Raw genomic sequence first — 15,589 nt, 5'->3', positions numbered from 1 at the left:
ACCCGAACTTGTTCGGGCTGGCAGAAAAGCCTGTTCCCCGACGGAATCCGCCGGAGCCACTCCACCGAGTGAGTGCCGCAGACGAAGAGAGAGAGCAGTATCCATGCGTTTTGCCAGAAAGAGGCTGACCCAGCGCCTCAAGCACCGAGCGTTGGCCATCGGTGCCGCAGCACTTGTGCTACCCCTTGCTGCAGGAGTTGCCGGTAGTGCTGTCGCCTCTGCTGCGCCCGCGCACACTGCTCCCAGCCACACCGCCCCCTCCGGCGGATACGACGAGCTGTGGGTGCCCTCCTCGATGGGCAACATCAAGGTCCAGGTCCAGTGGGCCGCACGCGGCGGAAACGCTGCCCTCTACCTCCTCGACGGCCTGCGTGCGCGCAACGACGCCAACGCGTGGAGCTTCGAGACCAACGCGATGGACCAGTACCGCAACGACAACATCACCCTCGTGATGCCCGTCGGCGGCGAGTCCAGCTTCTACAGCGACTGGTATGCACCGTCGAACTTCAACGGCCAGCAGATCACGTACAAGTGGGAAACGTTCCTCACGCAGGAACTCCCCAACTTCCTCGCGAACTACGGCGTCTCGCCGAACAACAACGCGGTTCTCGGTCTCTCGATGGGTGGCAGCGCTGCTCTGACGCTGGCTGCTTACCACCGCGACCAGTTCAAGTTCGCCGGCTCGCTGTCGGGCTACCTGAACATCTCGGCTCCCGGCATGCGCGAGGCAATCCGCGTCGCAATGCTCGATGCCGGTCGCTTCAACGTCGACTCCATGTGGGGACCGCCGTGGAGCCCGTCCTGGCTGCGCAACGACCCGTTCGTCTTCGCACCGCGTCTGCAGGGCCTGTCGATGTACATCTCGTCGGCAAGCGGCCTGCCCGGTGAATACGACCACCCGCGCGCACCGATCGATTACTACAACACGGCTAACGGCATGGGCCTCGAAGCACTCGCCCTGGTCAACACCCGTGCATTCCAGATCCGCATGAACTCGCTGGGTATCCCGGCCACCTACAGCTTCCCGTCCAACGGCACGCACTCGTGGCCGTACTGGTCGGCAGAGCTGTGGAAGGCTCGCGGCCAGATCCTCGACACCATGAACGCTTGGTGATCGTGCGCCATCCCGTGACCTAGTCACTTCACCAGTGCCGTTCCGGACTCCCTCCAAGGGAAACCGGGACGGCACTTGTGTATTCAGGTGCTGCACGATCGCCTGAGGTCAGTAACAATTGCACCACCAGTAACAGCGCGGCTACCCCAAGCGGGGATCGTTTGCGTGTAGAAATAGTTTCAACGGGGGTCTGGCTGCTCAGGCGGCTACACGATCGACGCGCGGACCGAACGTAAGGAAAGAGAGTGAGCTCATGCGAGTAGGCCTTGCCACGGAGGACCGTCGCCGGTCCCGGGCAACCTTCCGGACAAAGGTCGTCGGCGCACTGGCAGCGATGCTGGTACTGCCGATCGCCGCGGGCTTGACGACGGCCGGAACCGCGGCAGCCGCGCCGGCACCTGCTCAGGCCGCACCGGCCGTGACCCAGAACCCCACCGGCGCAGCGGTCACGAAGGTCGACTGGCTCAGTGAGCGTCGCGTCGCGCTGTGGGTGAACTCTCCCGCGATGGGCACCCCGATTCAGGTGCAGATCCTCTTGGCTCGCGATTGGAACGTCAATCCGTCGGCCAGCTTCCCCTCGGTCTGGATGCTCGACGGTCTTCGCGCGACCGACAACGAGAACGCCTGGACCTACGAAACCGACGCCGAGTCCTTCTACGCGGACAAGAACGTCAACGTCATTCTTCCCGTCGGCGGTCAGTCCAGCTTCTACTCCGACTGGCTGCAGCCCGACAACGGCAAGAACTACCAGTGGGAGACGTTCCTGACCAAGGAACTGCCCCCCATCCTCGAAAAGGACTGGCGGACCACGCAGACGCGCGGTGTCGTCGGACTGTCGATGGGCGGAACGTCCGCGATGTTCCTCACGGCGCGAAACCCCGGCTTCTTCAAGTTCGCGGCTTCGCTGTCCGGCATCCTCACCACCACCTCGCTCGGCATGCCTCAGGCAATCCAGTTCGCGATGACCGACGCCGGTGGATACAACTCCGCCGCGATGTGGGGACCGCCGTCCAACGCACAGTGGGCTGCACACGATCCGTATGCGCTCGCCGAGAAGCTCAAGGGCGTCAGCCTGTACGTCTCGAGTGGTAGCGGTACGACCGGCCCGTACGACCAGCCGTCGGGAATTCCCGGCGTCAGCACCAACTACGCAGGTATGGGCCTCGAGATCCTCGCTCGGCTGACCTCGCAGACCTTCGCGACCAAGCTCAACCAGCTCGGCATCCCCGCGCAGGTCAATTACCGCCCGTCAGGAACCCACTCGTGGCCGTACTGGCAGTTCGAGCTTCATCAGCTGTGGCCGCAGTTGGCCAACGCCATCGGCGTCGAGGTCGAGAAGCCGGCTTGCGGCACTTCGGGTGAGATCGGTGCGACGGCCGCAGCCAACGGTTGGATCGGCGACTGCATCACCCCCGAGTACAGCGTCGCGGGTGGCCTGGCACAGGACTTCCGCAACGGTCGCATCTACTTCACCAGTGGAACGGGCGCCCAGCCTGTCGCCGGTCGTATCGCCGGCGCGTACATGAACACCGGAGCAGCGGCCGGCCCGCTCGGCTTCCCGCGTACTCCCGAACTCGGTACCCCCGACGGACGCGGACGCTTCAACCACTTCCAGAACGGCTCTATCTACTGGACCCCGCAGACCGGTGCTCACCCCGTCAGCGGCGACATCCTCGCCGAGTGGTCCGCACAGGGATGGGAAGGTGGCCCGCTCGGCTACCCGACCGCTGACGAGATCGCGACGCCCGGCAAGCCGGGCAAGGTTCAGGGATTCGAGATCGGCGCGATGTACAGCAGCGCCAACGGAACTCACGCGGTTCTCGGAATGATCATGGGCAAGTACGGCGAACTCGGTTGGGAAAACGGCTGGCTCGGATTCCCGAAGTCGAACGAGGTTCCGATCAAGGACAACGGACGCTTCACCGAGTTCGAGGGCGGCAACATCTACTGGAGCCCCGGCACCGGTGCATGGTCCGTCGAGAACGGCCCGCTCTTCGACGGCTGGAAGAGCGTCGGATACGAGGGCGGCCGCCTCGGATTCCCGATCAGTGACAAATTCGACATCCCCGGTGGTGTCCAGCAGAACTTCCAGTTCGGCTACATCACGGTGATCGGTGACAAGACAGAAGTTCACTAACTCACAGTGGTGCACGACGGGCGGGCCCGATCACGGATCGGTGCCCGCCCGCGTGCGTTGCGTAACCTGTTGATGGACTTTCGACTGAAGGCAAGGACGGACATTGATGTCGCTTTTCTCGGGTAACCGAAACACTTGTGCACGCGCGATCGCGGTCGGCGCCTTGGCGCTCGCCGCGGGCGGCGCGCTTGTCGCGTGCGGTAGTGACGACTCCACTGCAACCTCCAATCCGGTCACCACGACGTCCGCTGCGGCTTCGTCCTCGAGCGGTTCGGCGTCTGCGTCCGCCTCTGCGACCACGACGGCGTCGGCTGCGCCCACCAGTCCAGGAGCAGCAGCCACTGCGCCGCCGGAGCAGCCGCAGAGCATCGAAGGCTTCCCAGGCCCCACAGTCGTCGAGGTCAGTCCAGTGGCACAGAAGTTCCTCGACGGACTGAAGGCGAAGGGCATCACCCCAGCCGGTGACGGAAGCATCGCCGTCAACACGGCCAATTACATCTGCGCTGCCGGTCCTCAGACCGACGACGAGGTCCTGACCTTCGTGACTGCCTTCGTCGGCCAGGAAGCGTCGGCGGAAGGCAAGCAGATCACTCCCGAGCAGGCAGGTGCGAACGCTCAGATCTATATCGACGTCGCCAACACCACCTACTGCAAGTAGGCGCGGGTCATGGCGAGGTCTGGAAAGCGTCGTGGGTGCCTGATCCCGCTGCTGATCATTCTTGTGGTCGCAGCGGTCGTGATCGGCGGTTGGTACATCCTGGCCGGGCGGGTGCCTTCGCCGACTCCGATCCCGCCGAGTCCGGAGCCACCGGTCTCTCAGCCGGCCAGTTGCCCCGATGTCCAGGTAGTAGCCATACCGGGTACGTGGGAGTCGAGCGCTACCGACGACCCGTACAACCCGACGGCCAATCCGGCGTCGTTGATGCTGAACGTGACCCGTCCTCTGCAGGAGAAGTTCGATAGTTCGAGGGCCGACGTCTACACCGTTCCTTACGTCGCACAGTTTTCGAATCCGGTTGCGATCCCGCCGGACGGACAGCAGTCCTACAACAACAGCCGGGCTGCGGGAACTGCTGCCACTAACGACTTTCTGATGAAGCGGCACGCCGAGTGCCCGCTCACGAGCTACGTTCTGACCGGATTTTCCCAGGGCGCGGTGATCGCGGGTGACGTCGCCGCGAGTATCGGCGACGGTACCGGCGCGGTGCCTGCCGATCTGGTTCTGGGCGTGGGCTTGATTGCCGACGGTCGGCGCGATCCGGCGTTCGGGAACACGGTTGGCCCGAGCGTTGCCGGTGTCGGTGCCGAGCTGTCGCTGAACGGGCTGAAGCTTCCCGGTCTCACGATGACCGGCCCGAGGCCAGGCGGATTCGGTGACCTCAACGACCGGACTTATCAGATCTGCGCGCCGAGCGACGGTATCTGCGACGCTCCGGCCGCCGCTCTCAATCCGACCAACTGGTTGAGTTCGGCGCCGCGGCTTCTCGAGTACTACAACAACCCTGTGCACGCGATGTACAACTCCTTCCAAGTCGATCCGAACGGCACGACGGCCACCCAATGGATGGCACAGTGGGCTGCGGAGCAGATCGACGCCGCACCGACACCGCCCCACAGTTGAGTCACCGCCGCACTGTTGATTCGTCACAATCGGGCGTCTCGGGAGTTCGCTCGCGGGTAATCTGCTCGTTTGGTCCCGGTAGAGTGCTGCACGGTCCGGGGGCGTCCTCTACAGTGCTGTCACGTAAGTGACTGGCGAGTAGGTTCGATTTGTCCGGTTTCGAAGTCCGAGTACGACGTACGTGTCCATCACAGGAGAATCGCTATATGAGTTCCACCCACGGCAGCGATGCCCTACGCAAATTCCGGTTTGCGGCCGGTGGCGAGGGCAACGCCGAAGAGGGTGGTGCGCGACGTTTCGTCAAGCTTGCGCAGAAGGCCGAGGAACTCGGCTACGACTCGTTCATGATTCCGGACCACCTGGGTAATCAGGTCGGACCGATCGCCGCTCTGGGAGCGCTCGCAGTGGCCACGGACAAGATCCGTCTGGGCACTGCCGTGTTGGCCAACGGCTTCCGTCATCCTGCTGTGCTCGCGAAGGACGCGGCGACTATCGACGTGCTGTCCGGTGGTCGACTCGAACTCGGTATCGGCGCAGGCTGGATGAAGGAAGAGTTCGACAAGGGCGGCATCGCATACGAAAGCCCCGGCGTTCGCATCGAGAAACTCGAGGAGTCTCTGCAGATTCTCGACACACTGCTGCGCGGGCAGGAATGCACTTTCGAAGGCAAGCACTATCAGGTGCGTGGCCTCAAGGGCAGCCCGCGGCCGCGGCAGGGCCCGCGGCCACCGATCATCGTCGGTGGCGGTGGACCGAAGATGCTCGCTCTCGCCGCGAAGTACGCGGACATCATCTCGGTCGCCACACCGACCAACCGTGACGGGCGGCTTCTGCTCTCCGGAATCACGATGGAAAAGACCATCGAACGTGTCGAGCGGATCCGCGAAGCTGCCGGCGAGCGTTTCGATGAGATCGAACTCAACTGGACCATCACCATGATCATGATCACCGACGATCGAGAGCAGGCTGCCGAGATGGCAATCGCCGCTCTGGACCAAGGTTTTCCGCCGAACATCGAAGTGGATCGTAAGCTGAGCGTGGAGGAGTTGCTGAACTCTCCATACCTGGCTGTGGGCACTTTCGAGGAAATCGCAGACCAGATTCGACTGGTCCGTGAGAAGACGTCGATGTCGTACGTCGGGGTCTTCCCGACGCAGATGGAAGCGTTCGCCCCGATCATCCCGTTACTGGCGGGCGAGTAGGCCGGAGAATACGGACGATGCGAATCTGTAACATATCGATGGTTTGGGATCGATGAAGTGATTCAGGTGAGTTGCGCACAAAGTGCGATTCGATTGATCGAAGATGGACCCGAGAGAGCGAAGGAAGTCTGGGGCGCAGGCATGAAAGACAGTGCTTGTGTGATCGCTTCGGAGGAGATGGAATGAACGCGCTGTTCGATGGCTTTCTCGACGAGAAGGGCCAGATCCGCCTGCAACCAGGCTTCACGCTGGTCGACTACGTCGAGCAACACTCGCGTGTCAACGCGGACGAGCTCGCGTATCGGTACATCGATTACTCACGCGAGCGTGACGGTGAAGCCCTGGAGCTGACCTGGGAGCAGTTCGGTGTGCGTCTGCGCGCTGTTGCAGCCCGTTTGCAGCAGGTCACCAAGCGTGGCGACCGTGTCGCGATTCTTGCGCCGCAGGGGCTCGACTACGTCATTTCGTTCTTTGCCGCCATTCAGGCAGGTTCCATCGCGGTGCCGCTCTTCGATCCGGACGAGCCTGGCCATACCGACCGTCTTCACGCTGTTCTCGGTGACTGCAAGCCGACTGCGATTCTGACTGCCGCATCGTCGGCAGCCGGTGTTCGTCAGTTGTTCCGCTCGCTTCCCGCTGCCGAGCGTCCGCGCATCATCGCCGTCGACGCGATTCCCGACACTGTCGGTGAAACGTGGGTTCGTCCCGACATCGAACTCGACGACATCGCGTACCTGCAGTACACCTCCGGTTCGACCCGAGTTCCCGCCGGCGTGGAGATCACCCACCGCGCTGTCGGAACGAACGCGCTGCAGATGGTCGACTCCATCGAACTCAACGAGGACTCACGCGGCGTCACGTGGCTGCCGCTGTTCCACGACATGGGCCTGCTGACGGTCATCCTGCCTGCTCTGGGCGGCAAGTACATCACCATCATGAGCCCGCGCGCTTTCGTGCAGCGGCCGTACCGGTGGATCAAGGAACTGGCTGCGGTTTCCGACGGCGCAGGCACTTTTGCCGCCGCTCCCAACTTCGCTTTCGAGCACGCTGCCGCGCGCGGCCTGCCGAAGGACGGCGAGACCCTGGACCTGAGCAACGTCATCGGCCTGATCAACGGCAGTGAGCCGGTCACGACGTCGTCGATGCGCAAGTTCAACGACGCTTTTGCTCAGTACGGTCTGCCCAAGACTGCGATCAAGCCGTCGTACGGCATGGCCGAAGCGACGCTCTTCGTCTCCTCGACCAAGCATTCCGACGAGGCCAAGGTCATCTACGTCGACCGCACGGAACTCAACAAGGGCCGCATGGTCATCGTCGACCAGTACTCCGAGAACGCCATCGCACAGGTCTCCTGTGGGTACGTCTCGCGCAGTCAGTGGGCGGCGATCGTCGATCCCGAAACTCTGACCGAGGTCCCCGACAATCACGTCGGCGAGATCTGGTTGCACGGCGAGAACATCGGCATCGGCTACTGGGGTCGCCCCGACGAGACGGCGGAGACCTTCCACAACAAGCTGGACAATCGGTTGAGCGAAGACAGCCACACCGAGGGCACGCCGACGGATGCCAACTGGATGCGTACCGGCGACTTCGGTGTCTACGTCGACGGCGAGCTGTACATCACCGGTCGCGTCAAGGACCTCGTGATCGTCGACGGTCGCAATCATTACCCGCAGGACCTCGAGGCTTCGGCTCAGGAAGCCAGCCCCGCCCTGCGCCCCGGCTTCATCGCTGCGTTTGCCGTACCGGCCAACCAGCTGCCTTCTGTCGTGTTCTCCAACACGCACTCCGGTCTGAAGTTCGACGACGACGATTCCTCGGAGCAGTTGGTCATCGTGGCCGAGCGTGCTCCCGGCGCAGGCAAGGCCGATCCGCAGCCGATCGCGGACACTGTGCGTGCGGCGATTTCTTCCCGTCACGGTGTTACGGCCCGAGACATCCTGCTCGTCCCCGCGGGTTCGATTCCGCGTACGTCCAGCGGCAAGATCGCTCGCCGCGCGTGTAAGGCGAGTTATATCGAGGGAACGTTGCGAGGCGGCTATCAGCAGACCGCATTCCCCGATAGCGTTTGAGGAGCAGTCCCTTCATGATCGGTGGCTTGGTGAGTTGATGGTTGAACAAGATGGTGTGCAGAGCAAAGACGTTGTGAGCGAGATGAGTGTTGCGCAGCTGCGTGAGTGGCTTCGCAATTGGATCGCGAATGCGACCGGTCAGCCGGCTGGGTCGATCACGGACGATCGCCCGATGGAAGAGTTCGGGCTCGCCTCGCGGGACGCAGTCGCTCTGAGCGGAGACATCGAGGATCTGCTCGGCGTCACGCTGAACGCCACGGTTGCCTATCAACACCCCACCATCGCTTCGCTGGCTACTCGGATCATCGAAGGTGAGCCCGAGGCGCCGGAGGAGACCGTCGACGCGTCGTACTACGTCTCAGGCGCCACGACGGACGCCCACGACATCGCCATCGTCGGACTGTCCACACGATTCCCCGGTGCCGGGCACACGCCTTCGGACATGTGGGAAATGCTGGCGGCCGGACGCGACGGCATCAGCGACCTCCCCGAGGACCGCTGGGCCGAGTTCATGTCGGATCCCGCCGTCAAGGCCGCGGTCGAGAATGCCAACACCAAGGGCGGGTACCTCGACGACGTCAAGGGCTTCGACGCCGAGTTCTTCGCGATGTCTCCGCTCGAGGTCGTCAACGTCGATCCGCAGCAGCGCCTCGCCCTGGAACTCGCGTGGGAAGCGCTCGAGCACGCGCGCATTCCGGCCAGCGGGCTCAAGGGCAAGCAGGTCGGTGTTTTCATCGGCAGTTCCGCCAACGATTACCAGTTGCTCGCGGTCAGTGATCCGACGACGGCGCATCCGTACGCACTGACCGGAACGTCGACGGCCATCGTCGCGAACCGGGTTTCGTACTTCTTCGACTTCCGTGGACCGTCCATCGCTCTGGACACCGCGTGCTCGTCTTCGCTGGTTGCCGTTCACGAGGCTGTGCGTTCGCTGCGCAGTGGTGATTCCAACATCGCGCTGGCCGGTGGCGTCAACATGCTGCTGGCCCCTCCCGGAACCCTCGGTTTCGATCAGACCGGGATGCTCGCTCCCGACGGAAAACTGCGTGCATTTTCCGCACACGCTCAGGGCATCGTTCGCAGTGAGGGTGGCGGACTCGTCGTGCTCAAGCGTCTCGAAGACGCCGAGCGTGACGGCGATTCCATCCTCGCGGTGATCGCCGGATCCGCGGTCAACCAGGACGGCCGTTCCAACGGTCTGCTCGCGCCCAACCCTGACGCCCAGGCCGACGTGTTGCGTTTCGCGTACCGCGACGCCGGAATCTTGCCGACCACAGTCGACTACATCGAGGCGCACGGAACGGGCACCGATCTCGGTGATCCCATCGAGGCCGACGCGCTCAGCCGTGTCGTCGGTCGTGGCCGTGACGACGACAAGCCGGCTCTGCTCGGTAGTGCGAAGACCAACTTCGGCCACCTGGAAGCAGCTGCGGGCGCCGCCGGCCTGATCAAGGTCGTTCTGGCGATGCAGGAAAACAAGATTCCCGCGACGATCAACTACCTGGGCCCGAACCCGCACATCGACTTCGAGAAGGCGCACCTGCAGGTGACGCCCGAGGCCACCGACTGGCCGCGCTACACCGGCAAGGCCGTCGCCGGCGTTTCCGGTTTCGGTTTCGGCGGAACCAACGCGCACGTCGTGGTCAAGGAATACGTGCCCGCCGACGTGGCAGTCGATGAACCAGTCGTGGATGCCCCGGTAGTTGACGAACCGGCAGCAGAGGACGAGAGCACCGTTGTGCTGGCTGTGTCCGGTGCGCTGCCTTCGCGTCGTCGCCGCGCAGCTGCAGATCTGGCCGACTGGCTCGAAACCGAAGAGGGAAGCAAGACGCCCCTCTCCGACGTTGCCCGCACACTCGCGCGTCGCAACCACGGACGCTCGCGCGCCGCTGTTCTGGCGAAGACGCGGTCCGAGGCCATCAGCTCGCTGCGCGCCGTCGCCGCAGGCAAGCCGGCTCAAGGAGTCTTCTCGGCCGACTCGCCGTCGCCCAAGGGCGCGGTGTGGGTGTTCTCGGGCTTCGGCTCGCAGCACCGCAAGATGGCCAAGCAGCTCTACACGGAGAACTCGGCCTTCAAGGCAGCCGTCGACGAGGTCGACGCGCTGATCCAGGACGAGGCCGGCTACTCGATGGTCGAGATGTTCCTCGACGATTCGATCGAGTACAACGTCGAGACCGCACAGGTGGGAATCTTCACCATCCAGGTCGGTCTGGCCGCATTGCTGCGTCACCACGGCGCTGAGGCCGAAGCCGTGGTTCCGCACTCGATGGGTGAGGCCGCTGCCGCATACGTGTCCGGTGGTCTGAACCTGGAAGACGCTGTGCGCGTGATCTGTTCACGATCACGGCTGATGGGTGAGGCCGAGGGCGCACTCGTCGGTGACGACATCCGTCTGATGGCACTGCTCGAGTACAGCGCATCCGAGATCGAGGCGCTGCTGCCCACGTACCCCAAGCTCGAGGTCTGCGTTTACGCAGCTCCGACGCACACGGTGATCGGTGGACCGCAGCCGGACATCGAGGCGATCGTCGCGGCCGCCGAGGCCGACGGCAAGATGGCGCGTGTCCTGCAGACCAAGGGCGCCAGCCACACCTCACAGGTCGATCCGTTGCTCGGCGAGCTTGCCGCGGAGTTGGCCGGTATCGAGCCGACCACGTTGAAGCTCGGCGTCTACTCGTCCGTCGACAAGGACACCTTCTACCGTCCCGGTCACGAGCCGATCCATCAAGAGGCGTACTGGGTCAAGGGTCTTCGCCACAGCGTGTACTTCACCAATGCGGTACGCGGTGCAGTTGCCCACGGCCACACCACTTTTGTCGAGCTTGCACCCAATCCGGTGACGCTGATGTCGGTGGCGGCTACCGCTTTCGATTCGGGCCTGCACGACATGGAACTCATCCAGACGCTCAAGCGTAAGGAAGACGAGTCCGCGGGTGTGCTTGCCGCTCTCGCGCAGCTGTACGTGCACGGCCATGCCGTGAACCTCGAGTCCTTGCTTCCTGCAGGCGATTTCGCCTCGGTTCCGCGTACTGCATTCCTGCGTAAGCCGTACTGGCTCGACATTCGCGTCAGTGCCGGCGGTTCGGCTCGCGTACCCGGTTCGCACGTCGCTCTGCCCGACGGCCGCCACGTGTGGGAGGTCGACGCATCCGCCGTCACCGATCTGGCTGTGCTCGTGAGCGCTGCTGCCGGACAGGTGCTCTCGGATGTCGCTCTCACCGCTGCCGTTCCGCACGGTGAACTGGCCGGCGCTGCGACCCTGACGACAACTCTCAACCCGCACCCGGGTGGAGCGTCGGTGCAGGTGCATGCTCGTGAGGGCGCTATGTTCCGTTTGCTGTTCGACGCCGTCGTCACGTCCGGTGAGCCGCTGCCCGAGCTGGTCGTCAGCGCGCCGGTCAAGACCAGCGCGCCGATGGAAACCCTGGCCGAGGTCGTCGAAGACGCCGGAGACAAGTGGGATCCGAACGGTTCGCAGAGCCTCGACGACCGCCTCAAGATCGTTGTGGCCGAGTCGATGGGGTACTCGCCGGAAGATCTTCCGGCCGAGGTTCCGCTCATCGAACTGGGTCTCGATTCGCTCATGGCGATGCGTATCAAGAACCGCGTCGAGTACGAGTTCGACATTCCGCAGCTCCAGCTCCAGGCAGTCAAGGACGCGAGCCTCAACGAGGTCAACAAGTACCTGCGCTACGCGATCGACAATCGCGAAGAGGTTCAGGCGATGGCCGACAAGCAGGCTGCCGAGAAGTTGGCAGCCGATGCGGCTGACGAGGACGCTGCTCCCGCTGAGGAGTCGGTGGAACTGCCGGCGACTGCTCCGGTTGCTGCTGCGCCTTCCGATCCTTCTCGAGCCGGAACTGCCGACGATGCCGGCTCCGATGTTCCGCCGCGAGATGCGGCCGAGCGCTTGACGTTTGCGACGTGGGCCGTCGTCACCGGGAAGTCCGCCAAGGGTATTTTCAACGATCTGCCGATCGTCGGTGACGAGGTCGCCGAGAAGCTTGCTGCTCGGCTTTCCGAGCGTGCGGGCGGCGAGATCACTCTCGACGACGTTCTCGATTCCACGACCATCGAAGAGCTTGCGGACGTCGTGCGCCAGTACCTCGAGGACGACGGCAAGATCGACGGACTCGTACGCACTCTGCGTGCCCGTCCCGAAGGTTCCACTGCCGTACCGGTATTCGTCTTCCATGCTGCCGGTGGTTCGACGGTGACGTACGAGCCTTTGCTCAAGCGCCTGCCCGCCGGCACGCCGATGTACGGGTTCGAGCGGGTCGAGGGCTCGATCGAAACCCGTGCTGCTGCTTACGTTCCGCTGCTGCGTGAGATCCAGGGCGACGGACCGTACGTACTGTGTGGCTGGTCGTTCGGCGGCGTGATGTCGTATGCGGTCGCGAAGTTGCTGCGTGAGCAGGGCGCCGACGTGCGTGTGGTTGGACTTCTCGACACCGTCATGGCCGGCGAGGTCGTGCCGGACACCGAGGCGGAACGACGCAAGCGTTGGGAGCGCTACGGCAAGTTCGCCAAGCGCACCTACAACCTGGATGTTCCGCTGCCGCTTGACGTTCTGGCCTCCACCGAAGCGGACGAGGATCAGATCCAGATCTTGATGGACATGATCAAGATGAGCGGCGCCAAGATTCCCGGCGGCATCATCGAGCATCAGCGGACGTCGTGGTTGGACAACCGCGCCATCCAGACGGCCGAGTTCAGCAGCTACGACGGCGACGTCGTGCTCTACATGGCCGACAAGTACCACGACGAGCTGATGACGCTCGAGCCCGCATTCAAGACCCGCAAGGCAGATGGTGGTTGGGGTGACTACGTGAAGAACCTCGAGGTCGTCTACATCGGCGGGGACCACCTGCAGATCGTCGACGAGCCGTACATCGCGAAGGTTGCGGCAGACCTCACCACCAAGCTGGCCCAGATCGAGACAGCTCAGACCAAAGCAGCGGAAACCGGAGTTCAGAAGTGACGACAACCACCGCGGAGAAGCTCGCTGAACTCCGCGAAAAGTTGGAGAAGGCAAAGGAACCCGGCTCGGCTCGGGCCATTGCGAAGCGCGATGCAGCAGGGCACAGTACGCCGCGCCAGCGCATCGACATGTTGCTCGATCCCGGTAGCTTCGTCGAGGTCGGCGCCCTGGTGAAGATGGCGGGCGAGGACAACCCGTACAGCGACGGCGTCATGACCGGTCACGGAACTGTCGACGGGCGTCCGGTTGCCGTGTTCGCGCACGATCAGACTGTGTTCGGCGGTGCCGCCGGAGAGATGTTCGGCCGTAAGGTCGCCGCCGTCAACGATTTTGCACTGAAGGTGGGCTGCCCGGTCGTCGGTATCAACGATTCCGGTGGAGCTCGAATCCAGGATGCCGTTTCCTCATTGGCCTGGTACGCCAACATGGGTTCACGTCAGGAGCCCTTGTCCGGCGTCTGCCCGCAGATCTCGGTCATCCTCGGTAAGTGCGCCGGCGGTGCCGTGTACGCACCGATCAACACCGACGTCGTTGTCGCGACCGAAGAGTCGTACATGTTCGTCACCGGACCCGACGTCATCAAGTCGGTCACCGGCGAAGAGGTCAGCCTCGAGGATCTGGGCGGAGCGCGCAAGCAGGCGGAGTACGGAAACATCCATCACGTCGCTCCCGACGAGAAGGCTGCATTCGACTGGGTGCGTGAGTACCTGAGCTTCATGCCGTCCTCGTGCACGGAGAAGGCGCCGTTGATCAACCCGGGTCTCGAACCCGAGATCACCGAGTCGGATCTCGAACTCAACGCCTTCATGCCGGATGCCGACAATGCCGGCTACGACATGCACGACATCATTCTGCGGATCTTCGACGACGGAACCTTCCATGAAATCGGAGCCCAGGTCGCGCACAACGTGATAACCGGGTTCTCCCGCGTCGACGGCCTGCCCGTCGGTGTCGTGGCCAACCAGCCCACGTACCTCAGCGGCGCCCTCGATGCGGACAGCTCCGACAAGGCTGCCCATTTTGTGCGCCTGTGCGACGCTTTCAGCATCCCGCTCGTTTTTGTCGTCGACACACCAGGCTTTCTTCCCGGCGTCGATCAGGAAAAGGTCGGTGTCATCAAGCGCGGCGGGCGTTTCCTGTTCGCGTACATCGAAGCCACTGTCCCGAAGGTGACTGTGGTGGTTCGTAAGGCGTACGGCGGCGGTTATGCCGTCATGGGTTGCAAGCAGCTCGGTGCCGACATCAACCTCGCGTGGCCGACCGCTCGTATCGCCGTGATGGGTGCCGAGGGTGCCGTCAACATCATGGGACGTCGTCAGCTCGCCGAGGCGGGAGAGAACGCACCCGCGGTGCGTGCTCAGTTGATCAACTTCTACAACGAGTTCGTCGCGACGCCGTACATCGCGGCTGAGCGCGGATACATCGACGCGGTGATCGAGCCTTCGCAGACGCGTCTCGAAATCCGCAAGGCTCTGAAGTTGCTCAAGGACAAGACGATCTTCAAGAACCCGCGCAAGCACAACTTGATGCCGCTCTAATTCTTCTTGTCACCGAGGGCGTCGAACTGGCGGCGTAGCGCTTCTATCGCCGCCAGGACGGCAGGTCTTTCGCTGTCGGTCCGCCAGGCGAGGTAGATGTCGCGGCCCAGCGGCGGAAGGGTGTCGAGCATTCGAACACCTTCCGGTGGTACAACTCTCGCGAGGCGCGGGATCAAAGCGACGGCGAGGCCCTGAGCTACGAATTCGACCTGGGTGGGAAACTCGGCGACCTCGTACTCGATTCGTGGGTCGAACCCCTGCGCGCGCAGGGTCCTGACGGTGAAGGTGTGAAAGTCCGTTCCCCGGGTCCACGTCGCCCAGGCATGCTCGGACAGCTCGCTGAGCGCGACGACCTTGTTCTCCGCCAGCGGATGTGACGCGGGGAGAGCGAGCAGCGCCACGTCGTCGTACACGGGCGTGAAGGAGACTCCGTCGGGAAGTTCGACGGGCAGAGTGCTCCAACTGTCGACCACCACGACGTCGAGGTCGCGGCGAATCAGTGCGGGGAGGAGTTCTTCGGATTCGCCTTCGTTGAAGGTGATTTCGAGCTGGGGGTGCGCGTGCCTGATCTCGGCGATGGCTCGCGGCAGCACTGTCCTGCTGGGGGAGACCAGGGCCCCGATGCGTACGCGGCCCGTCACCTCGCTCTGCAGCGACGCGATTTCCGCCTCGGCCTGGGCGAGCGTCGAGAGAACCTCTGCGGTTCGGCGCGCGAGGATCCGGCCCGCTTCGGTGAGTCGTACACCGCGGCCCTGCGGTTCGAGGAGCGGAACACCGACCTCGCGCTCGAGCTTGTTCAACTGCTGCGAAATTCCGGAGGGTGTGACATGCAAGGTGCGGGCGGCAGCCGCTACTGATCCGTTCTCGGCGACAGCGTGCAGGGCGCGAAGTCTTTCGAGATTCAACACAGTAGTAATGCTACCG

9 protein-coding genes are annotated in these 15,589 nt (G+C 63.5%); 8 read left to right on the top strand and 1 reads right to left on the bottom strand.

All coding sequences use genetic code 11. The features are described from left to right. Window positions 1–103 precede the first annotated feature (103 nt). From B0E55_RS06100 to B0E55_RS06065, 8 genes are all read left to right on the top strand, one after another. Window positions 104–1,114 carry an alpha/beta hydrolase gene (locus B0E55_RS06100; protein ID WP_020905770.1) on the top strand — a complete coding sequence of 337 codons (1,011 nt, stop codon included), beginning with the start codon at window positions 104–106 and terminating at the stop codon, window positions 1,112–1,114. A gap of 253 nt (window positions 1,115–1,367) precedes the next feature. After that, complete coding sequence (locus B0E55_RS06095) at window positions 1,368–3,251, top strand: alpha/beta hydrolase-fold protein (RefSeq protein WP_021342458.1); 1,884 nt, start codon at window positions 1,368–1,370, stop codon at window positions 3,249–3,251. 106 nt (window positions 3,252–3,357) lie between these two features. Beyond that, on the top strand, window positions 3,358–3,909 hold the full coding sequence (locus tag B0E55_RS06090; RefSeq protein WP_080909285.1) for a DUF732 domain-containing protein: 552 nt from the start codon (window positions 3,358–3,360) through the stop codon (window positions 3,907–3,909). A 9-nt stretch (window positions 3,910–3,918) separates the two neighbouring features. After that, a complete protein-coding gene (locus B0E55_RS06085) occupies window positions 3,919–4,872 on the top strand; it encodes a cutinase family protein (RefSeq protein ID WP_080909284.1) in 954 nt (317 codons plus the stop codon). 206 nt (window positions 4,873–5,078) lie between these two features. Next, on the top strand, window positions 5,079–6,074 hold the full coding sequence (locus tag B0E55_RS06080) for an LLM class F420-dependent oxidoreductase (RefSeq protein WP_019746410.1): 996 nt from the start codon (window positions 5,079–5,081) through the stop codon (window positions 6,072–6,074). A gap of 182 nt (window positions 6,075–6,256) precedes the next feature. Further along, the gene (gene fadD32, locus B0E55_RS06075) at window positions 6,257–8,146 is read left to right on the top strand and encodes a long-chain-fatty-acid--AMP ligase FadD32 (protein ID WP_064073591.1); all 1,890 of its coding nucleotides are present in this window, start codon (window positions 6,257–6,259) and stop codon (window positions 8,144–8,146) included. Between the two features lie 37 nt (window positions 8,147–8,183). After that, a complete protein-coding gene (gene pks13 / locus B0E55_RS06070) occupies window positions 8,184–13,127 on the top strand; it encodes a polyketide synthase Pks13 (RefSeq protein WP_080909283.1) in 4,944 nt (1,647 codons plus the stop codon). Then, a complete protein-coding gene (locus tag B0E55_RS06065; protein WP_019746413.1) occupies window positions 13,124–14,665 on the top strand; it encodes an acyl-CoA carboxylase subunit beta in 1,542 nt (513 codons plus the stop codon). The genes pks13 and B0E55_RS06065 overlap by 4 nt, the downstream gene beginning before the upstream one ends. Here the strand turns inward: B0E55_RS06065 and B0E55_RS06060 are convergent. Next, window positions 14,662–15,573: a LysR family transcriptional regulator gene (locus B0E55_RS06060; RefSeq protein ID WP_020968113.1), complete on the bottom strand. Its 912-nt coding sequence runs from the start codon at window positions 15,571–15,573 to the stop codon at window positions 14,662–14,664. The two genes, B0E55_RS06065 and B0E55_RS06060, sit on opposite strands and share 4 nt — an antisense overlap. Window positions 15,574–15,589 lie beyond the last annotated feature (16 nt).

The organism is Rhodococcus sp. 66b (genome assembly GCF_002076325.1).
Taxonomy (GTDB): domain Bacteria; phylum Actinomycetota; class Actinomycetes; order Mycobacteriales; family Mycobacteriaceae; genus Rhodococcus_F; species Rhodococcus_F erythropolis.
This window is presented reverse-complemented; position numbering and strand designations above follow the sequence as displayed.